Consider the following 19,353-nt stretch of genomic DNA (forward strand, 5'->3'; position numbering starts at 1 on the left):
CGGATCCGGCGCGTCTCGATGAAGCCATCATGGCAGCCCGGCTCTCGCCGGAAACTGAACGATCCGTTCATGTACCGTTCATGGAAGATCGGGCAGGATCCCGCGCATGCGCGTGATCCGTCTCCACCGCCACCTGCGCCGCATCTCGACCGCCCTGGCCCTTGTCGTGCCGGTGGCGCTGACCGTTTTCGCCCCGCAGCCGGGCCTTGCCGATCCGCCCGGGGATCGCCGGGCGCTGCGCGAAGCTGTGCGCGAAGGTCGGGTGGTGCCGCTCTCGCGTATCGTCGCCTGGATCGGCGAGCGCTATCGCGGCCGGGTGATCGAGGCGGAACTCGAACGCGACGACGATGACGACGACGACATGATCTATGTCGTCGACCTGTTGACCGAGGCCGGAACCGTGCTGAAATTCCGCTTCCGGGCCTCGGACGGCGCCTTTCTGGAAGTCGCCGGCCGGGGGATCGAGGCTGCGAGGATCCGATGAGAATTCTGCTCGCCGAAGACGATGCCGAGCTTGCCGACCGGCTGAAGAAGGTGCTGGTCGAGGCGGGGTTCACGGTCGACATCGCCGCCGATGGGACGCTCGCCGAATATCTGGGCCAGACCGAAACCTATGATGCGGTGGTGCTGGATCTGGGCCTGCCGGGCATGAACGGGGTCAGCGTGCTGCAGCGCTGGCGCGAGGACGGGCTCGACATGCCGGTGCTGATCCTGACCGCACGCGGCCGCTGGTCGGAAAAACAGGCCGGCTTCCATGCCGGTGCCGACGACTACATGACCAAGCCCTTCGAGATGGGCGAGGTGGTGTTGCGCCTTCATGCCCTGATCCGCCGGGCTTCGGGCCATGCGGCGGCGGATCTGCGCTGCGGCTCGCTGGTGCTCGATACCCGCGCCGGCCGTTTCCGGATCGACGGCGCCGGGCTCGACCTCACCGCCCAGGAATACCGGCTGCTCGCCTATTTGATGCACAATCAGGGCCGGGTGGTCGGCCGGAGCGAAATCGTCGAGCATGTCTATGAACGCGATGCCGATCCGGACTCCAACGTCGTCGACGTGCTGCTCGCCCGCATCCGCCGCAAGCTCGACCGGCCGCTGATCCGCACCGTGCGCGGCCGCGGCTGGGTGCTGGAGGCGGGCGCCAGTTGAGCGAGGATCCCGCCTCCGCACCCCCGCCCCGCCGCGCGGGATCGATCGCGCTCCGCCTGGCCGCGGCGGCCCTGGTTTCGACCCTGATCGCCGTCACCGCCGGCGGTTTTGCGCTCTCCCATGCCTTCCATCGCTCGGTCGAGGCGGCGTTCGATCAGCGGCTCGAAGCCTTGCACCGGGCGCTGGTCGCGGCGCTCAGGGTGGGGCGCGATGGCGCCATCGGTCTCGACCGCGGCCTCGGCGACCCGCGCTTCGACCAGATCTTTTCGGGCTGGTACTGGCAGGTGGAAGAGGTCGGCCAGGAAGGCATGACCGACGAGGTGGTGCTCGCCTCGCGCTCGCTCTGGGATCAGACGCTGGATGTCGCCGGCACCCCCGGCTCCGGCCCGGCCGCCGTCCGTCAGATCGTCGACGGGCCGACCGAAGGCGTGCCGCTGCGTCTGGTTGCCCGCACCATCACGCTCCCCGATCATGACGGTCCGCTGGTGGTGGCGGTGGCGGCCGATGCGGCCGAAATCGGGCTGGAGACCCGGCGTTTCGACCGCTTGCTGATCCTGATGCTGGGCGGGCTGGTGCTGGTGGCGACGTTGCTGACGCTGGTTCAGCTGCGCTGGGGGCTGGCGCCGCTCCGGCGGCTCTCGGGCGATCTGGATGCGATCCGCGCCGGCCGGGCGGCCCGGCTCGACGAACAGCGCCCGCGCGAGGTGCTGCCGCTGGTCCGGGCGATGAACGGCGTGCTCGACCATGATGCCGAGGTGGTGCGCAGAGCCCGCGCCCAGGCGGGCAATCTCGCCCATGGGCTCAAGACCCCGCTGACCCTGCTCGCGGCCGACATCGCCGATCTGCCCGAGGAACGGCGCGCGGCAGCCCGCCGGCAGATCGACGCCATGCGGCTGATCGTCGAGCACCACCTGACCCGCGCCTCTGCCGCCGCCAATGCCGCGGTGATCGGGGCGCGGACGCCGGTTGCGCCGGTTGCCGCCGACATTGCCCGCAGTCTGGAGCGGATGTTCGCCCGCCGCGATCCGCCCCTTGCCATCACCGTCGATCTGGCCCCGGATCTCGAGTCTCGTGGCGACCTCGACTTCCGCGGCGAGCGTCAGGATCTGGAAGAGATCCTGGGCAATCTGATGGAGAACGCCTGCAAATGGGCCGCCGGCCGCGTCCGGGTGAGCGGCGCGGCAGCCGGCGACGACATGCTCCTGATCCTGATCGAGGATGACGGCCCGGGCCTGACCCCCGACCAGGCCCGGGCGGCCCTCCAGCGCGGGCGGCGGCTGGACGAGCGGGTGCCCGGATCGGGGCTCGGCCTGTCCATCGTCTCGGATGTGGTCGAGATCTATGGCGGCACGCTCGCGCTGACCGCGAGCGAGGAACTGGGCGGTCTCGCCACCCGGGTGACGCTGCCCCGGGCGGAAGAGACCGGCCGGCGCCGCCGTTGAGGCGGGCTCCGCTCAGGCACTGAGCGCTTTCAGCACCCGTTCCGGCAGGAAAGGATAGTGCCGAAGCCGCACCCCTCCGGTGAGCCGGGCCACAGCGTTGGCAATCGCCGGCCCGACCGGTGGCAGCCCGGCCTGACCCATGCCGCCGACGGGACTTCCCGCCATCGGGACCACGGCCACCTCGATGTCCGGGGCCTCGGACATGCGGATCACCCGGTAGGTGTCGAAATTCGTTTCCTGCACCTCGCCATCCACGACGTTGATCTGTTCGAACAGCGCCTGGCTGGTTCCGTTGGTGATCCCGACCATGATCATGGCTTCGATGTGGCGGGGCTGGATCGCCACCCCCGGATCGACCGCACACCAGACTTTGTGCACGCGGATCGCGCCGCTGGTCCGGTCGAGCGACACTTCCGCCACCTGGGCGCAATGAGAGCCGAAGGCGTCGGAATAGGCGATGCCGAGTGCCCGGCCCTCCCGCGGGCGCGTCCAGCCCGACATGCGCGCGGCGGTCTCCACGACATGGCGGGCGCGCGGCTGATCCCGCAGAAGCTCCAGCCGGAGATCAACGGGATCGATCTCTTTCGCGGCGGCGATTTCGTCGATGAAGCACTCGACACCGAACCGGGTGTAGCCGACCCCCACGGCGAACCAGAAGCCGACATCCAGACCGTTGTCCTGGCGCAGATAGTCGATTCGATGGGTCGGCAGGGCGTAGTTGACATGGGCGCCTTCGGTGACGACGTCGTCATGGCCGCCCTGGCGCTCGAACAGCTCGGGCATGGTCCGGGCGAAAATGGAATCGGCCGCGATCCGGTGGCGCCAGCCGACGATGTTTCCGTCGCGATCCAGCCCGGCCTGCAGGTGCTGTGCCGCGAGAGGCCGGTACTTGTCGTGGCGGATATCGTCTTCCCGGCTCCAGATCACCTTGACCGGGCGGCCCTCCACGTCTCGGGCGAGCGACACTGCGTCGAGGATGAAATCCGCCTCCGCCTTGCGGCCGAAGCCTCCGCCGAGCAGGGTGGTGTGCACCGTCACCTTGTCGGGCGTGGTGCCGATCACCCCGGCCGCAAAGTGCTGGGTGCCGGTCGGCCCCTGGGTCGGGGCCCAGATCTCCACCCTGTCGCCCATGACCAGAGCCGTGGCGTTCATCGGCTCCATGGTCGCATGGGCCACATGGTCGCTCATGTAGTCGGCCTCGATCACCGTTGCCGCGCCGGCAATCGCGGACGCGGCATCGCCTTCTGAATATGCGGTCACGCCGTCCCGGCCGATATCCCCGGCGGTCATGCGGTAGTCTTCGATCAGTCTGTCGCTGGTGTAGCGACGCACCCGCGACGATGTGCTCCAGGTGACCTTGAGGAGGTCCTTGGCCCGTTTCGTCGCCTCCACCGTCTCACCGATGATCCCGACGCCGTAAGAGAGCGGCAGGATGCGTATGATCCCGGTCACGGCCCTGGCCTCCGCGTCGTCGATCGCCTCTGGCCGCTCGCCCTGGACGGGCGGGCGCAGCACGGCACCGTACAGCATCTCCGGACGCTGGATGTCCATGCCATAGATCGCGCGGCCGTCGACTTTCGAGGGGACGTCGATGCGCAGAATGTCTCGTCTGCCGATATAGCGCCACTGCCCGGCCGGCTTCAGATCGGCCGCCGTCGCCTGCGGGAGCGGATCGGGGAGCGTGGCGGTCGCGGCGATCTCCCCATAGCCGAGCTTTCGGCCGGATGGCCGGTGGACGACCTGGCCTGGTCCGGTGATCAGTTCGCTTGCCGGCACCCTGAGCAATCCGGCCGCGGAGGCCAGGATGATCTTGCGGGTCTGTGCGCCGGCCAGCCGGAGCAGATCGTAATAGCCACGTGTGGATTCGCTGCCGCCGGTGAGCTGGATGCCGTAGAAGCCGGGATTGCCGTATGTCTCCGCATCGGACGGGGCCTGGACGATGCGGACCCTGTCCCAATCGGCATCCATCTCTTCGGCGATCAGCAGCGGCAGCGTGGTCATGATGCCCTGGCCCATTTCCGAGGCGGGCGACATGATGCTCACGATCCCGTCGGCAGCGATGGTCACCCAGGCATTCGGTCGGAAGTCACCTGTCGCTGCCCGCGCCATGACGGCGCCCAGGGCCGGCCGCAGAAGGTCGCCGAACGCGACGCCGATGCCGAGGTTGCCGGCCGTGACCAGAAAGCTCCGCCGGGACATCGGGCGGACGTGCAGATGACGTGTCTCATCCATCGATCATGCCTCCCGTGCAGCGCGCTGAATGGCGCTGATGATCCGCAGATAGGTGCCGCATCGACAGATGTTGCCGTCCATGTGCTCGACGATCTGGTCGCGTGTGGGATGTGCATTGCGTCGCAGAAGGGCTGCCGCCTGCATGATCTGTCCGGACTGGCAGTAGCCGCATTGCGGCACCTGTTCGGCGATCCAGGCCTTCTGCAGCGGATGGGAGGCGTCGGGGGACAGCCCCTCGATCGTCGTCACCTCGCGGCCCGCGACGTCTTCGAGCCAGGTTACGCAGGACCGTGCCGGCTCACCGTCGACATGAACGGTGCAGGCGCCGCATTGGGCGATCCCGCAGCCGAACCGGGTGCCGGTGAGCTTCAGATGCTCGCGGATCACCCAGAGGAGCGACGTGTCCGGTGCGGCATCGACATCGACCGGGCGTCCGTTGATCGTGAATGCTGTCATCAAAGCCTCTCCTTTACGAAGCTCACCTCCGCAGCTGTCTTCACGATAGAAATCGAGGATGGGGCAGGCTATGCGCCCGAATCCGTTTTATCTGCGCAATCGTCCGAATGGCCCCGGAGCCAGAACAGGGGTGGCAGACCATGGAAATTCGCGGCCGGAACGATTAGCTTCGGTTCATCCCGATACTGGTACCCGGTCTTGATGAGTGTCCGGAGGACCCATGGATCCGCTCTCGGATGTGCTGTCGATTCTGAAACCGCGCCGCCACATGTCTGCCGGCTTCGATGCGGGCGGCGACTGGTCGGTCAGATTCTCCGGTCAGGAGGGCAGCATCAAATGCGGTGCCGTCGTCTCCGGCGATTGCTGGCTGGCGGTCGATGGCGTGGCGGCACCATCCTGTCTGGCGGCCGGTGACGGCTTTCTGCTGCCTCGCGGGCGGCCCTTCATTCTGACGAGCGACCCCGCTTTGCCGCCGGTGGATGCCAAGCCCCTGATCGCCCATGCAAGGGATGGCGGGATCGTCACCTGCAATGGCGGTGGGGATACGATGCTGATCAGCAGCCGGTTTTCGCTCGACGGCGACCATGCGGCGCTGTTGATGCGCCAACTGCCACCGGTCGTTCATCTCCGGAAAAGGGCGGATCGGGTGGCGCTGCGTTGGTGCGTCATGCAGATGATGCAGGAGTTGCAGGATCCCCGGCCGGGCGGCCTTCTGCTGCTCCAGCATCTTGCCCACATGATGCTGGTTCAGGCCCTGCGCCTGCATCTGTCGGAAAGGGGGGAGGGGGGTGTCGGATGGTTTGCCGCCCTGACCGACCGGCAGATCGGCAAGGCGGTCGCGGCGATACACGACGATCCCGGGCATCGCTGGACCTTGCCGGCGCTGGCGCAGTGTGCCGGCATGTCGCGATCGACCTTCGCGCAGCGGTTCAGGGACCTGGCCGGAATGGCGCCCATGGACTATGTGACGCGCTGGCGGATGCTGCTGGCGGGCGACCGGCTGGAGGCCGGGAGCGACCCCGTTTCCGTTATTGCCCTGTCGCTGGGCTATGAATCGGAAAGCGCCTTCAGCACCGCCTTCAAGCGGGTCATGGGCTGTGCGCCCCGGCAATACGGGCGCCGCCGCAACGGCGAGCGCCCGTCGGATGACGATCTGCTGACGGCAACCAGTTAGGGATCAGACCAGCCGGTCGCGCCCGCTCCAGAAGCGGTCGCGGACCGCGCGTTTCAGGATCTTGCCCACCGGGCTGCGCGGCAGGGCCTCTTCGAACAGCACCGATTTGGGCGTCTTGACCGGGCCGAGCTTCGACCGGCAAAGGGCGATCAGCTCTTCCGCCGTGACCTCGGCGCCGGGAACGGGCTCGACCACCGCGGTCACGGCCTCGCCCCATTTCGGGTCGGGGACGCCGATCACGACGCAGTTCTGCACGGCGGCATGACCCTGGATCACGTTTTCGACCTCGGCCGAATAGACGTTGAAGCCGCCGGTGATGATCATGTCCTTCTTGCGGTCGACGATGTAGACGAAACCATCCGCATCCATCCAGCCGACATCGCCGGTATGGTGCCAGCCGAACTGGCTGACTTCCGCCGTCGCCTCGGGGCGCTTGTGATAGCCGGCCATCACCAGATCACCGCGGACCACGATCTCGCCCCGCTCACCCCGGGGCAGGACGTTGCCGTCGTCATCCATGATCTCGACCCGGGTCAGCAGGGTCGGGCGGCCGCAGGAAGCGAGGCGGTGGACGAGGGCGGGATCGGCTGCCGCCGCCGCATGCTCGGCGGGCGACAGGAAGGTGCAGAGCATCGGCGCTTCGGCCTGGCCATAGGTCTGGGCCATCACCGGGCCGAAAACCCTGATCGCCTCGGCAAGCTTGTCGGGCGCCATGGGCGAGGCGGCATAGATGAAATGGCGGAGCGAGCCGTAGTCGAAGTCGCGCAGCCGCGGATGGCCGAGCATGCCGTAGATCACGGTCGGCGGCAGGAACAGGTCGGTGACCTTCTCGCGGTCGATCGCCTCCATCACCTCCAGCGGATCGGCGCGCTCGATGATCACCACCCGGGCGCCGGCGGCAAGCGCCGGAAAAGCCATGGCGCCCGCGGCATGGGTCATCGGGGCCGCGACCAGATAGACCGGCCGGTCGGCCGGCGGCATGGCGGCATGGGTGATGGCGATCAGGGCCGTCCACACCCCCTCGGTCAGCCGCACGGCCTTGGAGCGGCCGGTGGTACCGCCGGTGGGGAAGAGGGCGGCCAGACGGTTCGGGTCGGGGCGGAGATCCGGGACCGGCAGCCCCTCCGCCTGGTTCAGCAGATCATCGAGCGACAGCACACCGTCGAGCGGGCCGTCGATGCAGATCACGTCTTCGAGCGTCGGTACCGTCTCGCGGATCCGCGGCAGGTAGCCGGCGAAGCTTGAATGGATGAACAGCGTCCGGCAGTCGGCGGTGTCGAGAAAGTCGATATTGTCGTCGGCATGGCCGCGGGCATTGATCGGGGCCCAGACACCACCCGCCCTCACGCCGCCGAGCAGGCAGGCGAAGGCGAGCGCGTGATTGGGGCTCCAGACCGCGACGGTGCCGACCGCCGCCGGATCGCCGCCCGCCCGGGCGACCAGGGCGGCGGCGATCCGGCAGGTGAGGGTGCGGGCTTCGGTATAGGTGAGGCTGTGTCCGGCCGAGACCAGGGCCTCACGATCGGGAGCGATGGCCGCCCCCCGATCGAAAAAATCGATGATGCGCAAGGGGCGGTTCCTTCCCGGTTTTTTATTGGGAGCCTGGTTCCTGTTGTGAAACCAGCATCACTTGACCAGAGGGCAGCCACCCTTGTCGAGCGGGCGGAAGGCCTCGTCGCCCGGAATGGCGCGCACCACCTTGAACACGTCGCCGCGGGTCTTCGATTCCGACGACGGCTTCACCTCGGTCAGCAGCATGTCGTGGATCATCAGCCCGTCGGCGCGGACCTTGCCGCCCTTCACGAACAGATCCTCGACCGGCATCTCGCGCATCTTGGCCGCGACCTGATCGCGGGCATCGGTGCCGGCGGCCTCGACGGCCTTCAGATAGTGGTTCACCGCCGAATAGACGCCGATCTGCAGCGAGGTCGGCCAGGTGCCGTGCAGCTTGGCGAAGCGCTCACCGAAAGCCTGGGTCTCGGCATTCAGGCTCGCCTCATAGCCGTTGATCGCGGTCAGGCCCTTGAGGTCGTCGGCGCCGATCGCGAGCACGTCGGTGTTGAAGAACAGCATGGCGACCATCTTCTGACCCGAGTCGGCGAGACCGAACTCCTTCGCCTGCTTGAGCGCGTTGACCGTGTCGCCGCCGGCATTGATCAGCGCCACGGTGTTGGCGCCCGAGCCCTGGGCCTGCAGCAGGTAGGACGAGAAGTCCGGCGTGTTCAGCGGATGCTTGACCGAGCCCGCGATCTTGCCCCCGGCCTCGGTGATCGCCTTGGTCAGATCGCCGGCCAGAGCCTCGCCGAAGGCATAGTCGACCTGGACCAGGAACCAGTTGTCGCCGCCTTCCGCGACCGTCGCACGGCCCAGCGCATTGGCGACCGAATAGGTGTCGTAGCTCCACTGGAAGCCGTAGGGCGAGCAGGCCTCACCGGTGAATTTCGACACGCCGCCACCCGAGGAGACCAGGATGCCGTCCTTGTTGCGGACGATTTCCTGCAGCGCCAGCAGCACGCCTGAATTGGGCACGTCGAAGATGGCGTCCACACCCTCGACATCCAGCCAGCGGTTCACGGTCGACGAGCCGATATCGGCCTTGTTCTGGTGGTCGGCCGAGACGATCTCGACGTCCTTGCCCAGCGCCTTGCCGCCGAAATCCTCCACCGCCATGCGGGCCGCGACCACGGCGCCTTCGCCGGTGGCGTCGGAATAGGGGCCGGAGCGGTCGTTCAGGATGCCGATCTTCACGGCACCATCGGCACCGGCCATGGCCGGGGCGGCGAGGGCGAGGCTGGCGGTGCTGGCGAGCAGGGCCGCGGCCATCAGGCGGGTCAGTGGGGTCTTGAGCGCGATCATCCTTGGGATCCTCCCGGGGGTCGGTGGCCTCTGCGGTCTTGCATGCCGCATCGGTCGGTTCTGGATGAGAGACTATCAGCTGATCATAGTAACACAATATTATTGTGCTATTTGGTTTGAAACATGGCTCGCTTGACCCCGGCCCCTGGCGGGACGCAGGATGTTTCAAAGCCCCCAGCCGGAGCCCCGATGTCAGACACCCCGCGAGACCCGTCCAGCCCGGACCTGCCGAAGCGCGCGCCGCTCGGCGATCTGGCGGATGCGACCGCCGCCGCCCATCGGGTCGCGCAGCTGTTTTTCTTCGCCCATCGCGGCTTCACCGGCGATGCCGACAGCTTCCTGCGCGAGCACGGACTTGGCCGCGCCCATTACCGGGTGCTGTATTTCGCGGCCCGGCTGCCGGGGATCACGGTGGGGGAGCTGCTCGACATCCTGGGGATCACGGCGCAGGGCGTGGCCCGGGTGCTGAACCGGCTGCTCGATGACGGGCTGTTGCGCCAGGAGACCGACCGCGGCGACCGGCGGCGGCGGCGGCTCTATCTCACCGAGGCCGGCATCCGGATGGAGCGGGCCGCCTTTGCCTGTCAGGAAGCGGTGATTTCGGCCGCGATCCGCGCGGCGGGGCCGCGCCATGCCGATGATTTCTCGACCATCATGATGGCGCTGGCCCGGGCCGAAGACCGGCCGCTTCTGGCGCGGGTGATGGCGGCAACCGGGGAGGGTGACGGCGGCAGCTGAGCGCCGGTCAGCGGCAGATGCTCCAGCGGCCCATGTCCAGATGGAAATGGTCGCGATGGGCCGCGTTGTAGTCGGGGCCGAGCACGCCGCGAAAGGCCTCGCAGGCACCGTCGCGCAGCTCGCGCAGGAAGGCGCGCTTGCGGGCGTCGTCGCCCGACCAGTCCCGGGCGAGACTGATGCGCGTGCCATCGGCCAGCACCACGCCTGAGATGTCGATGGCATTGGCGGTGGCATGCTGGCTGGGGGTGCTGCCGCCACGAACGGCGCGGCAGGCATAGGTGCCCAGATGATCGACCTGCGCAACCCGGCTCGCGAAATGCCGGCGGGCGGCGGGTTGCAGAACATGGCGATCGAAGATCGACCAGGCGACCATCAGCGGACAGCTGGCGGTAAAGCCCGACGAGAAGCGCAGGCCCTCTGCGCCGCTGACCCGGACGGCATTCTCGAAGCCGCAGGTCGCTGCTGTCTTGCGGTCGGGAACCGTGCTGAAGCGCAGGGGCGCTGTCTCCAGCACGGCCAGACACTGGTCTGGGGCATCCTTGAGCTGCGCGATCTTCCAGCGGGTGAGCAGGTTGGGCGCATCGGCAATGACCGGCGGCGCGAAGGGGTTCCAGCGATCCGGAATCCGGATCAGCCCGCCGGCGAGAGCAAGGCCGCCGCCGACGAGGCCGAGGATCAGGGCAAGCAGGGTCAGGCGTGCAGGTCGCATGACCTGTCAGATAGGACGCTGGTCTCCGCGACCAAGCCGGGTCACGGATCGGTCACGCAGCGGCTGTGGCCACGACCGGAATGTTGTCGATCAGGCGGGTGCTGCCCAGGCGGGCGGCGACCAGCAGCCGTGCCGGACGGCCCGATACCGGTGCCCGGTCGAGTGGCGCCAGGGTCTCGGCATCCACCAGCGCCAGATACTCGATCCTGCCATAGCCGAGATCCGCCAGCCGCGCACGCCCCCGGGCGAGGGCGTTGCCGATGGGATCGTCGTCATCCGGATCGGCACCCAGAATGGCGGCGGCCGTGTCGTGCAGCACGCAGTTCAGCGCCTCGGCTGCCGGGCGCTCACGGGCGTCGAGATAGACATTGCGCGACGACCGGGCGAGACCCGATGGCTCGCGGCTGGTGGGGGCGCCCACGATCTCCACCGGGATGTCGAGATCCGTCACCATCTGCCGGATCACCTGCAATTGCTGCCAGTCCTTCTCGCCGAACACGGCCACGTCCGGCCCGCAGCCGATCAGCAGCTTTGCGACCACTGTCGCCATGCCGTCGAAATGGCCGGGGCGCCAGGGACCGCACAGCCCCTCGGTCAACCGGTCGACATGCACGGTGGTGGCGGCGTCGGGGCGGTACATGTCACCGACCGCCGGCATCCAGGCAAGATCGACGCCCCGCGCCGCCAGCCGGGCCAGATCGCCGGCTTCGTCGCGCGGGTAGCGGTCGAAATCCTCTCCGGGGGCAAACTGCGTGGGGTTGACGAAGATGCTGACCACCACCCGGTCGGCCCGGGCGCGGGCGATGTCGATCAGGCTCAGATGGCCGTCATGCAGGGCACCCATCGTCGGCACCAGGGCGATGCGTGCACCCTGGGCGCGCCAGCGCAGCACCCGGCCGCGCAGATCGGCGCGATCGCGAACGACATCGATGGCGGAGGGCGATGCAGCAGCGAGGGAGGGCGAGGACATGGCGGCGGCGGTCTCCTCTGGCGATCATGGCGGCGCCTCTATTCGGGAAGGGGGGGCGCGTGACCGGCAAGCTAACCTGTTGCGGTGCAGCACGCCAGTTGTTTTCCAGGATCGGATACTTCCATCCATCAACAGGGAACATGCTCTGCCCGTGAGAGGCATTGCGCAGCAGGCGCAAAGCGTTCAGCATTCAATTTATCATGGGTTGAATGTCATCCCCAGGTCATGAAGGTCTCGTCCATGCCGGGGTCGTCTTCCGCCGGTTCCACGCCTGCTGTCGCTGCACCGCCCGCGGGTGCCGTTCCACGCCATGCCCTGCGGCTGCTGGGGGCGGCTGTGGCGGTGATCGGGGCAGGCCAGGCCATCCAGGTCGCCATCGTGCCCGGGCTGATCGCCGCCACCGGCATCGATGCGGCCACGCTCGGCCTGCTGGTGGCCCTGGGCGTACTGCCCTTCATGGTCGGCGCACCGCTCTGGGGGCGGCTGAGCGACCGGTTCGGCCGCAGACCCGTGCTGCTGGCGGGGCTGGTCGGGGCCGCCCTGGCCCATGCCCTGTTCGCGGGCGCCGCCGATCTTCTGGCCGCAGGGCGCATCAGCCACGGGACCGGCCTTGGGGTGATGATCGTCTCGCGGCTGATCTTCGGCGTGGCGGGCTCGGCCATCTACCCGGTCGGTCAGGCCTGGGCGGTGGATCTGGCAGGGCCCGAGCGGCGCCTGGCGGCAGCCGGCGCGCTGGCCGCGGGCTTGAGCGTCGGCCGCCTGGCCGGGCCGGCGGTGGCGCTGGCCCTGCTGATGGTCGGGCCGGTGGCGCCGCTCTGGGGGCTGTCGGCGATCGGTGCCGGCTCGGCCGTGCTGGTCGTGGTCGGGCTGGGCGGCGCCGCCGCTGCGGCCGGACGCTGCGGTGCGGCCGTCGCAGCCGGGCGCCCGCCCCGGGCGGCCGAGGGCATGATGCGGCCTTTTCTGGTGGTCGGCATCGGCACCTTCGCCATGGGCATGATGCAGTTCGTGTTCGGCCTGCATGCCATGGCCCGGCTCGACATGGCGGCGCCCGCGGCCTCGCAGCTGGTGGCGATCGTCATGGCGGTGGCGGCTGTGGTGATGCTGGGGGTCCAGACCCTCGTCCTGCCGCGGCTTGGGTCCCGTCCGGCACTGGCGGCGCGCGCCTGGGCGGCTGGCCTGGCGCTGCTGCCGGTGTCGATCGCGCTCGGCTGGTGGGGCGGTGCATGGTGGGCCTTTGTGGCCTCGGCGATGCTGACCGGCGCCGGGATGGCGGTGGTGGTGGCGATGCTCTTCGCCCGCGTCACCGCCGATCCCCGCCTGCGTGGTACCCGCGCCGGCCTGCTGAATTCAGCCCAGACCGCAGGCTATGCCGCGGGATCGGCCGTGGGCGGGCTTTATGCCGCAGGGGCGGCGCTGCCCTTCGGGCTTGCGCTTGGGGCCCTGCTGGTGGCGGTGATGGCCGGCTGGCGTCTGCCGGCCCGCCCGATCTGATCCTTATTCACCGACGAAGCGGCAGACGAAGCCCGGCACTTCGGGGGTGAAGGCGATGGTCGCGTCGATGTCGCAGGCTGCAGCCGCGATATTGCCCGCCGCCGTCCAGTCGGGATAAGCGGCGTAGGTCCGGTCGGCCTTGGCGGCCCCGGCCGGGGCATTGGCGGCATAGGGGACGTAGCCGCGCAGGGGATTGCCGGCCTTGCAGGTCCGCGCCAGAAGCTTGCGGACCGCCGCGGCGAAATCGCCATCCTGCGCGGCGCCGCGTGTGGCGAGCGCGTTGGTGCGGTCCACATCCACCCAGCAGACCGGATCGGCGGCCTGGCCTTCGGCCGTCAGGGCGAAGAGGCTGGTGGCGACACCTGCGGCCAGCACGATCTGGCGCAGGAGGTGTGGCATGGGGCGCATGGGATCTCCGCAATGGCTCGATAGGGCCCGCCCCGTCTCCGGGGCGGGCGGGCAGGTCAGGCGGCGTCGGCCCTGGCAGTGATGCCCAGCCGGTCGCGCACGGCCGGGGTGGCAAGGCAGGCCTCGGCGGCCTCGTACCCCTTGGTGGTCATATGGCCGGTGAAGAAGGCCTGATGGACATCATGCTCGTGGAAGTGGTGCGGTGTCAGCACCACCGAAAACACCGGCATGCCGGTGTCGAGCTGAACGCGCATCAGCCCCTCGATCACCGCGCGGGCGACGAAGTCGTGGCGGTAGATGCCGCCATCGACCACGAAGCCCACCGCGATGACGGCCACATGCCGGCCGGCTTCCGCGATGCGCTTGGCCTCCAGCGGGATTTCGAAGGCGCCGGGCAGGTCGATTACGTCGATGGCGTCGGCGGGGATGCCGCGTTCGGCCATGCGGGCTACAAAGCCGTCGACGGCGCGGTCGACCAGTTCGGCATGCCAGCGCGCCCGCAACACGGCGAAACGCGGCGCGACCTTGCCGTCCTGGCGGATGGTGGTGGGGGTCGTCTGACTGATCTGATTCATGGCGGTCCTCATCGGGATACCGGTTTGCCAGAATCAGGGCGCACGGGGAAACGCCCCCTTGGCCGTACGGGCGGTCGGGGCACACAGGTGCAACGCCGCCCGTCCCACCGGGGACGCGCCTCTCCGTTCTCTTCCATCCGGACTGTAACCGTCGGCTCCGGCATCGCACCGGATCTGCTGACCCCGCCATCGGTTCCGGCCGACCGGCCTTGAACCTCTGGCGGGCGCTCGCGGGCTCGCAACCGGGCCTGGGCCCGCTTGCATACCGCCGGTGGGGACTTCCACCCCGCCCCGAGAACGTATCGCCCGCAACCCGCCTTGCGGAAGGACGCGGACCGCCTCACCATACGCGCGCCCTGCCGTTTGCGGCAACAGCTTCCGATCACGCCGCCGGAGACGCCTTCAGATGCCGGAAACCCAGCCCCGCCGCTATGCCCTGCTCGATCGCGACGGCACCATCAATCTCGACACCGGCTATCTGGCCGATCCGGCCGGGTTCGAGCTGCTGCCCGGGGCGCTGGCGGGCCTGAAGCGGCTTGTCGCCGCCGGTTTCGGCCTGGTGGTGGTGACCAACCAGTCGGGCATCGCCCGCGGCCTGATCAGGCCCGAGGCGCTGGAGGCGATCCACGAGCGGATGTGCCAGCTTCTGGCACCGCACGGCATCCGCTTCGATGCGATCGAGATCTGCCCCCACGGGCCCGAGGAGGGCTGCGACTGCCGCAAGCCGTCGCCCGGCATGGTGCGGCGTGCGGCGGCACGGCTGGGTTTCGATCCGACCCGGGCGGTGGTCTTCGGCGACAAGCCGTCGGATATGGGCCTCGCCCGGGCGGTGGGGGCCATGGCCGTGCTGATCGGGGACGAGGCGGCGGCAGGGGCGTCCGAGCCGGCACCCGATCTCTGGGCGCCGGATCTGGATGCGGCGGCGCGTCTGGTGATCGACGGCACGCCCCCGGCCTGACCTCAGCGGCCGATGAACCGGGGCGCGCGCTTCTCGACGAAGGCCTGCGCCGCCTCGCGGTGGTCGGCGCTTTCCGAACAGCGGGTGTGCTGGATCGCTTCCAGATCCATCACCTCCGACAGCGTGCCGGTCTGTGCCAGGTTCATATTGCGCTTGATGGCGGCATAGGTCAGCGCCGGCCCACGGGCAAGCGTCTCGGCCGTCATGCGAGTCTGGGCCTCCAGGGCCTCGGCGTCGACCACCCGGTTGACCAGGCCCAGCTTCTCGGCCGCGGCCATGTCGAGCAGTTCGGCGGTCAGGTAAAGCTCCCGCGCCTTGGCCGGGCCGACGAGTTGGGTCAGGAACCAACTGCCGCCGAAATCGCCCGACAGCGCCACCTTGGCGAAAGCGGTGGTCATCACGGCGGTGCGGGCGGCGATGCGCATGTCGCAGGCCAGTGCCAGCGACAGGCCGGCACCAGCTGCGGGGCCGGGCAGGGCCGCGATGGTCGGCTTGCCCATCTCGTGCAGCCAGCGCGACGCTTCCATGACCTGGCGCAGTTCCGTGGCCCGGCGCTCGCTCGACTTCGCGGCTTCGGCCTCGGCGGTTTCCGCCATGCGCTTGACGTCGCCCCCGGCGCAGAAGGCGCCGCCGGCACCGGTCAGCACCACCACACGAACCTCATCGTCGGCGGCGAGCCGGGTGAGGGCCGAGACCAGTGCGGCCAGCATGGGCCGCGACATGGCATTGCGCCGTTCCGGCCGGTTGAGCGTCAGCCAGGCGACGCCGTTTTCGATGCGTTCGAGCAGTTCCGACATGGGGTTCCTCCACCAGCCGTGCCGGCGCAGCTGGCCGGCTGGTCATGATGATTTTGAGCGATGCGCCGGTCCAAGCTTAGCCCGGCACCGCGGGGCGGGACATGCTGCGGCAATGCGGGTCCGCCATGCGAAGTATGACTGCATACACTGAGATGACATAACGCCGTTACTAAACCGTTCCGCGATTATTATAGAATCATGATGCGTTGTAGTGGTCGTTCGACTATCGTAGATAGATAAGAAGTGCTGCAGAACGAGACGGATGGTAGCGAGGTGCCAGCTTCCAGCAGCCCCGTGAGGAAGCTGGACGTATCCCCCCGAACCGTGCTCTGACGCATGAGGCGCCCGAGATGGTTCGACCGGCCCCCGCCCGGAGATCCGCCAGGGAGGATGTTCCATGAAACGGGTACTTCTCACCACGGCGCCCAAGGAGGCGCTGGTGGAGATGAACGGTATCGGCGGCAACTGGTACGATCGCACCGATACTTACATGGCCTGGACCTGCGCCAACGACCTCGCCGACCGCCTGTCGGTGACCTGCCCCCCCACCGGTCTGAACTTCCTGAAGGCCAATGTGCCGGATGTCGAGGTTCTGGAATATCCCACCTGGGCCGAATACGAAAAGGCGCTCGGCTCCGAGCAGTGGGACATGGTGGGCATCAGCTTCTACACCTGGTCTGTGCCGGTCGCGATCCAGATGGCGAAACTCGCCCGAGACTACGGGGTGAAAGAAGTCTGGGGCGGCAATTACGGCGCGATCACGCCCGGAATCCAGCCGCATTTCGACCGGCTGATCAAGGGGCCGGGCGAATACGTGCTGCATCAATACGTCTACGGGCGGCCGCTGGAGCACGTCACCCATCCGCCGATGATGGGCGAGTCGAGCTTCCGCGGCGTGAGTTCGAAGGTCGGCTATCTCTACAGCAAGCGCGGCTGCAACATCGGCTGCACCTTCTGCTCGACGCCGGTGTTCAATCCGAAGGAAGACGCGATCTTCATGGAGGACATGGAGTACGCGCTCGACACCTATAAGGAGAACAGCGTCGCCCATGTCATCATCTACGACGAGTCGTTCTTCCTGAAGAACGACATCGCCGAGCGGGTGGTCGACGGGCTGGCCAAGCGCGGCCTCGGCTGGATCTGCCTGACGCGTGCCGATCTGCTGCGCGGCCGGATTTCGGAACTCACCGATCGCTGCATGGATGGCGCGATCATCGGCATCGAAAGCTATCGCGACAAGAACATCGCCGACGTGCAGAAGCGCGACGACGTCTACAACGTCCGCGCCACCGTCCGCGAGCTGATCAAGAACGGCCGCCGTGCCCTCGGCACCTTCATGGTCGGCTTCCAGGACGACAGCATCGAAGACATGGAATACGACATCACCCAGCTGGCCGACGAGGGGCTGTTCGCCTGCCAGCTGACCCTGCTCACGCCCTTCCACGGCACCAAGCTGTGGAAGCAGATGGAGCATCTGGTGAACGAGCCGGACCTGTCGAAATTCGACCTCTACAACCTGGTCTGGAAGCACCCCAAGATGTCGCCGTCAGAGGCCCGCGACCTGATGGCCTGGGCCCAGCGCAAGGTGAACGACCCCGGCGTCGTGGCGCAGAAGATCAAGCAGGACATGAAGGAAAAGCTGCGCCGCGAAATGGCGGCCAAGCGCGGACAGCTGCCGATCGGCAGCCGGCCGTCGCGGCTGGGCGGTGGCATGGCCGCCGGCGCCTTCGCGGCCCCCGAGCGCTGACCGGCGCCCGGACCACCTGTTCCGTCTGCTGCCGAAACGCCCGGTACCATCCGTCTGCCGCCCGCCCACCGCAAGGGCGGGCGGCGACGGGGGACCTGTCCAAGGGACCGTCCGATGAGCGCGCTCAAGATTCTGGCCATTCAGCTCGGCTTCCATCCCGACTATCCGGATGTGTCGACGCTCGCCACCACCTACAATGACGGCATCTATTACGTCGCCTCCTTCGTCGCCGATCAGCTCCCCGAGGCACAGCTGGACATGTGCCAGATGTTCTGGGGGGAGAACCCGGCCGATTTTCCGCTGGAGAGCTACGACGTCATTCTGGTCTCGGCGCTCGCCACCCATTTCTGGTCCAACATCCCGACCCTTGAGACGATCGCCCGGCGGCGGCGCAAGGACTCGCTCATGATCATGGGCGGGCCGCATGCGGCTTTCGCCCCGCACGAGGCGCTGAAATATGCCGATGTGGCGGTGATCGGCGAGGGCGAACTGCCGACGCTGGAGTTGATCGCCCGTCGCGCCGTGGGCGGCGTCGGCGGCCCGATCGACGACATTCCGAACATCGCCTGGATCGGCGACGACGGCCGGCTCGCCATTTCCGACGTGAAGCGGTTCGAGAAGGTCTCCACCGCCATCCGCCCGGAGCTGCTGGCGCGGGCGCCGCGGCTGCACTGGGCGACGGTGTCGATGTCGCGCGGCTGCCCCTTCGACTGCTCGTTCTGCTACGCCATCCGCCTGCTGGGCCGGCGGTTCCGGACCAAGACCGTGCCCGATATCGTGGCCGAGCTGGACGGCATCCATGCCCAGACCGGCTGTACCCGGTTCTATGTCACCGATCTCAACTTCACCACCCGGCGCGATTTCTGTCATCAGGTGGCTCAGGCGGTGCGCGACCGGCCCTACAAGTTCATCTCGATGAGCCGGATCAACCATGCCGACGACATGGATCTGGTGCTGGAGATGAAGGCCTCGGGCTTCGACGAGTATTGCCTGGGCGTGGAATCCGAAGATCCGGGCGTGCTGCGTGCCTTCAACAAGAAGGTCGATGCCAGCGAGCAGACCGAGCGCCTCTGGCGATTCGCCGAGAACGACGTCTACATCCATTCGGCGATCATCTTCGGGCTGGAAGCCCAGGATCAGGGCGCCATCCGCCGCACCGCCCGGTGGTGCGCCGATGCCCGGATCGTGCATCCGACCTTCGTTTGCCTGGCCGAATATCCGTTCCAGAACCTGCTGTTCGGTGCGCGCCAGGACATCGAGGACCACCGGATCATCATGGAGGTTCCGACCTATCAGCACTATTCCTTCGTCGGCATCTTCCCGCGCCACATGCGCCCCTCCGACCTGCAGCGGGCGATCCTCGACAGCTATGACGTGTTCTTCGAGCGCGCCTTCGAGGTCGAGACCCGGCCGCAGCGGCGGATGCGTCTGAAATCCTATCAGCGCAGCGTTGCCCAGAGCCGTGGCGGCATGGAACGCCATATCGGCTTCCTCGAGAATCTGGAGACGCCCTACTACACCCGCGAGGGCACGCTGAAAGAGGATCTGCTGCTGGGGGATTTCGAGGCCCGGCACGGTGCCACCCGTGACTGGCTGGCCCAGTCGGCCCGTGGGGCCGAGCCGGCCTTCGCCAAGGCCTATGCCCGCTGAGCCG

At 68.1% G+C, this 19,353-nt stretch carries 18 protein-coding genes and 1 riboswitch; of the genes, 9 read left to right on the forward strand and 9 right to left on the reverse strand.

Going from position 1 to position 19,353, the window contains the following annotated elements; all coding sequences use genetic code 11:
* Positions 1 to 106: 106 nt before the first annotated feature.
* Genes TMO_RS31505 through TMO_RS02410 form a run of 3 tightly spaced genes read left to right on the forward strand, consistent with a single transcriptional unit; the run spans position 107 to position 2,588 of the window.
* Positions 107 to 484: a PepSY domain-containing protein gene (locus tag TMO_RS31505; protein ID WP_014743987.1), complete on the forward strand. Its 378-nt coding sequence runs from the start codon at positions 107 to 109 to the stop codon at positions 482 to 484.
* Positions 481 to 1,146: a response regulator transcription factor gene (locus tag TMO_RS02405; protein WP_014743988.1), complete on the forward strand. Its 666-nt coding sequence runs from the start codon at positions 481 to 483 to the stop codon at positions 1,144 to 1,146. The genes TMO_RS31505 and TMO_RS02405 overlap by 4 nt, the downstream gene beginning before the upstream one ends.
* Entirely contained in the window at positions 1,143 to 2,588 is a 1,446-nt protein-coding gene (locus TMO_RS02410; RefSeq protein WP_014743989.1) for a sensor histidine kinase, read from the forward strand. The genes TMO_RS02405 and TMO_RS02410 overlap by 4 nt, the downstream gene beginning before the upstream one ends.
* A 12-nt stretch (positions 2,589 to 2,600) precedes the next feature.
* On the opposite strand, the gene TMO_RS02415 is transcribed toward TMO_RS02410, so the two are convergent.
* Together TMO_RS02415 and TMO_RS02420 are read right to left on the reverse strand one after the other, a co-directional pair.
* Entirely contained in the window at positions 2,601 to 4,820 is a 2,220-nt protein-coding gene (locus tag TMO_RS02415; RefSeq protein WP_014743990.1) for a xanthine dehydrogenase family protein molybdopterin-binding subunit, read from the reverse strand.
* A gap of 3 nt (positions 4,821 to 4,823) precedes the next feature.
* The gene (locus TMO_RS02420) at positions 4,824 to 5,276 is read right to left on the reverse strand and encodes a (2Fe-2S)-binding protein (protein WP_014743991.1); all 453 of its coding nucleotides are present in this window, start codon (positions 5,274 to 5,276) and stop codon (positions 4,824 to 4,826) included.
* Between the two features lie 220 nt (positions 5,277 to 5,496).
* On the opposite strand from TMO_RS02420, the gene TMO_RS02425 reads away from it, so the two are divergent.
* Positions 5,497 to 6,450 (forward strand): AraC family transcriptional regulator, encoded by a 954-nt coding sequence (locus TMO_RS02425; RefSeq protein WP_014743992.1) that lies wholly within the window; start codon positions 5,497 to 5,499, stop codon positions 6,448 to 6,450.
* Positions 6,451 to 6,453: 3 nt separating this feature from the next.
* Here TMO_RS02425 and TMO_RS02430 read toward each other — a convergent pair whose 3' ends face one another.
* Positions 6,454 to 8,019 (reverse strand): AMP-binding protein, encoded by a 1,566-nt coding sequence (locus TMO_RS02430; RefSeq protein ID WP_014743993.1) that lies wholly within the window; start codon positions 8,017 to 8,019, stop codon positions 6,454 to 6,456.
* A gap of 57 nt (positions 8,020 to 8,076) precedes the next feature.
* Positions 8,077 to 9,306, reverse strand: coding sequence for an ABC transporter substrate-binding protein (locus tag TMO_RS02435; protein WP_014743994.1), 1,230 nt, complete (start codon positions 9,304 to 9,306; stop codon positions 8,077 to 8,079).
* A gap of 189 nt (positions 9,307 to 9,495) precedes the next feature.
* Here TMO_RS02435 and TMO_RS02440 point away from each other — a divergent pair, with 189 nt between their 5' ends.
* Entirely contained in the window at positions 9,496 to 10,044 is a 549-nt protein-coding gene (locus tag TMO_RS02440; RefSeq protein ID WP_014743995.1) for a MarR family winged helix-turn-helix transcriptional regulator, read from the forward strand.
* A gap of 7 nt (positions 10,045 to 10,051) precedes the next feature.
* Here TMO_RS02440 and TMO_RS02445 read toward each other — a convergent pair whose 3' ends face one another.
* On the reverse strand, positions 10,052 to 10,753 hold the full coding sequence (locus TMO_RS02445) for an extensin family protein (RefSeq protein ID WP_014743996.1): 702 nt from the start codon (positions 10,751 to 10,753) through the stop codon (positions 10,052 to 10,054).
* Positions 10,754 to 10,805: 52 nt separating this feature from the next.
* On the reverse strand, positions 10,806 to 11,723 hold the full coding sequence (gene panC / locus TMO_RS02450; protein ID WP_014743997.1) for a pantoate--beta-alanine ligase: 918 nt from the start codon (positions 11,721 to 11,723) through the stop codon (positions 10,806 to 10,808).
* Positions 11,724 to 11,963: 240 nt separating this feature from the next.
* Here panC and TMO_RS02455 point away from each other — a divergent pair, with 240 nt between their 5' ends.
* On the forward strand, positions 11,964 to 13,214 hold the full coding sequence (locus TMO_RS02455; protein ID WP_041604799.1) for an MFS transporter: 1,251 nt from the start codon (positions 11,964 to 11,966) through the stop codon (positions 13,212 to 13,214).
* A 3-nt stretch (positions 13,215 to 13,217) separates the two neighbouring features.
* On the opposite strand, the gene TMO_RS02460 is transcribed toward TMO_RS02455, so the two are convergent.
* Together TMO_RS02460 and TMO_RS02465 are read right to left on the reverse strand one after the other, a co-directional pair.
* Positions 13,218 to 13,613, reverse strand: coding sequence for a hypothetical protein (locus tag TMO_RS02460; protein WP_145978050.1), 396 nt, complete (start codon positions 13,611 to 13,613; stop codon positions 13,218 to 13,220).
* 65 nt (positions 13,614 to 13,678) lie between these two features.
* Positions 13,679 to 14,197, reverse strand: coding sequence for a 6,7-dimethyl-8-ribityllumazine synthase (locus tag TMO_RS02465; RefSeq protein ID WP_014744000.1), 519 nt, complete (start codon positions 14,195 to 14,197; stop codon positions 13,679 to 13,681).
* Between the two features lie 121 nt (positions 14,198 to 14,318).
* A riboswitch (FMN riboswitch) is annotated at positions 14,319 to 14,500 on the reverse strand.
* A 103-nt stretch (positions 14,501 to 14,603) separates the two neighbouring features.
* Here TMO_RS02465 and TMO_RS02470 point away from each other — a divergent pair.
* Positions 14,604 to 15,155 carry a D-glycero-alpha-D-manno-heptose-1,7-bisphosphate 7-phosphatase gene (locus tag TMO_RS02470; RefSeq protein ID WP_014744001.1) on the forward strand — a complete coding sequence of 184 codons (552 nt, stop codon included), beginning with the start codon at positions 14,604 to 14,606 and terminating at the stop codon, positions 15,153 to 15,155.
* A 2-nt stretch (positions 15,156 to 15,157) separates the two neighbouring features.
* On the opposite strand, the gene TMO_RS02475 is transcribed toward TMO_RS02470, so the two are convergent.
* Positions 15,158 to 15,952 (reverse strand): enoyl-CoA hydratase-related protein, encoded by a 795-nt coding sequence (locus TMO_RS02475; RefSeq protein ID WP_014744002.1) that lies wholly within the window; start codon positions 15,950 to 15,952, stop codon positions 15,158 to 15,160.
* Positions 15,953 to 16,349: 397 nt separating this feature from the next.
* Here TMO_RS02475 and TMO_RS02480 point away from each other — a divergent pair, with 397 nt between their 5' ends.
* The gene (locus TMO_RS02480) at positions 16,350 to 17,699 is read left to right on the forward strand and encodes a B12-binding domain-containing radical SAM protein (protein ID WP_014744003.1); all 1,350 of its coding nucleotides are present in this window, start codon (positions 16,350 to 16,352) and stop codon (positions 17,697 to 17,699) included.
* A gap of 114 nt (positions 17,700 to 17,813) precedes the next feature.
* The gene (locus TMO_RS02485; RefSeq protein WP_014744004.1) at positions 17,814 to 19,349 is read left to right on the forward strand and encodes a B12-binding domain-containing radical SAM protein; all 1,536 of its coding nucleotides are present in this window, start codon (positions 17,814 to 17,816) and stop codon (positions 19,347 to 19,349) included.
* Positions 19,350 to 19,353 lie beyond the last annotated feature (4 nt).

Source organism: Tistrella mobilis KA081020-065 (genome assembly GCF_000264455.2).
GTDB classification, from domain to species: domain Bacteria; phylum Pseudomonadota; class Alphaproteobacteria; order Tistrellales; family Tistrellaceae; genus Tistrella; species Tistrella mobilis.

Bases quoted from the DNA above. Each gene is read 5' to 3' on its own strand.
- TMO_RS02420 (WP_014743991.1), bottom strand. From the start codon at position 5,276: ATGACAGCATTCACGATCAACGGACGCCCGGTCGATGTCGATGCCGCA.
- TMO_RS02445 (WP_014743996.1), bottom strand. From the start codon at position 10,753: ATGCGACCTGCACGCCTGACCCTGCTTGCCCTGATCCTCGGCCTCGTC.
- panC (WP_014743997.1), bottom strand. From the start codon at position 11,723: ATGTCCTCGCCCTCCCTCGCTGCTGCATCGCCCTCCGCCATCGATGTC.
- TMO_RS02440 (WP_014743995.1), top strand. From the start codon at position 9,496: ATGTCAGACACCCCGCGAGACCCGTCCAGCCCGGACCTGCCGAAGCGC.
- TMO_RS02485 (WP_014744004.1), top strand. From the start codon at position 17,814: ATGAGCGCGCTCAAGATTCTGGCCATTCAGCTCGGCTTCCATCCCGAC.
- TMO_RS02435 (WP_014743994.1), bottom strand. From the start codon at position 9,306: ATGATCGCGCTCAAGACCCCACTGACCCGCCTGATGGCCGCGGCCCTG.
- TMO_RS02425 (WP_014743992.1), top strand. From the start codon at position 5,497: ATGGATCCGCTCTCGGATGTGCTGTCGATTCTGAAACCGCGCCGCCAC.
- TMO_RS02475 (WP_014744002.1), bottom strand. From the start codon at position 15,952: ATGTCGGAACTGCTCGAACGCATCGAAAACGGCGTCGCCTGGCTGACG.
- TMO_RS02455 (WP_041604799.1), top strand. From the start codon at position 11,964: ATGCCGGGGTCGTCTTCCGCCGGTTCCACGCCTGCTGTCGCTGCACCG.
- TMO_RS02405 (WP_014743988.1), top strand. From the start codon at position 481: ATGAGAATTCTGCTCGCCGAAGACGATGCCGAGCTTGCCGACCGGCTG.
- TMO_RS02460 (WP_145978050.1), bottom strand. From the start codon at position 13,613: ATGCCACACCTCCTGCGCCAGATCGTGCTGGCCGCAGGTGTCGCCACC.
- TMO_RS02470 (WP_014744001.1), top strand. From the start codon at position 14,604: ATGCCGGAAACCCAGCCCCGCCGCTATGCCCTGCTCGATCGCGACGGC.
- TMO_RS31505 (WP_014743987.1), top strand. From the start codon at position 107: ATGCGCGTGATCCGTCTCCACCGCCACCTGCGCCGCATCTCGACCGCC.
- TMO_RS02465 (WP_014744000.1), bottom strand. From the start codon at position 14,197: ATGAATCAGATCAGTCAGACGACCCCCACCACCATCCGCCAGGACGGC.
- TMO_RS02415 (WP_014743990.1), bottom strand. From the start codon at position 4,820: ATGGATGAGACACGTCATCTGCACGTCCGCCCGATGTCCCGGCGGAGC.
- TMO_RS02480 (WP_014744003.1), top strand. From the start codon at position 16,350: ATGAAACGGGTACTTCTCACCACGGCGCCCAAGGAGGCGCTGGTGGAG.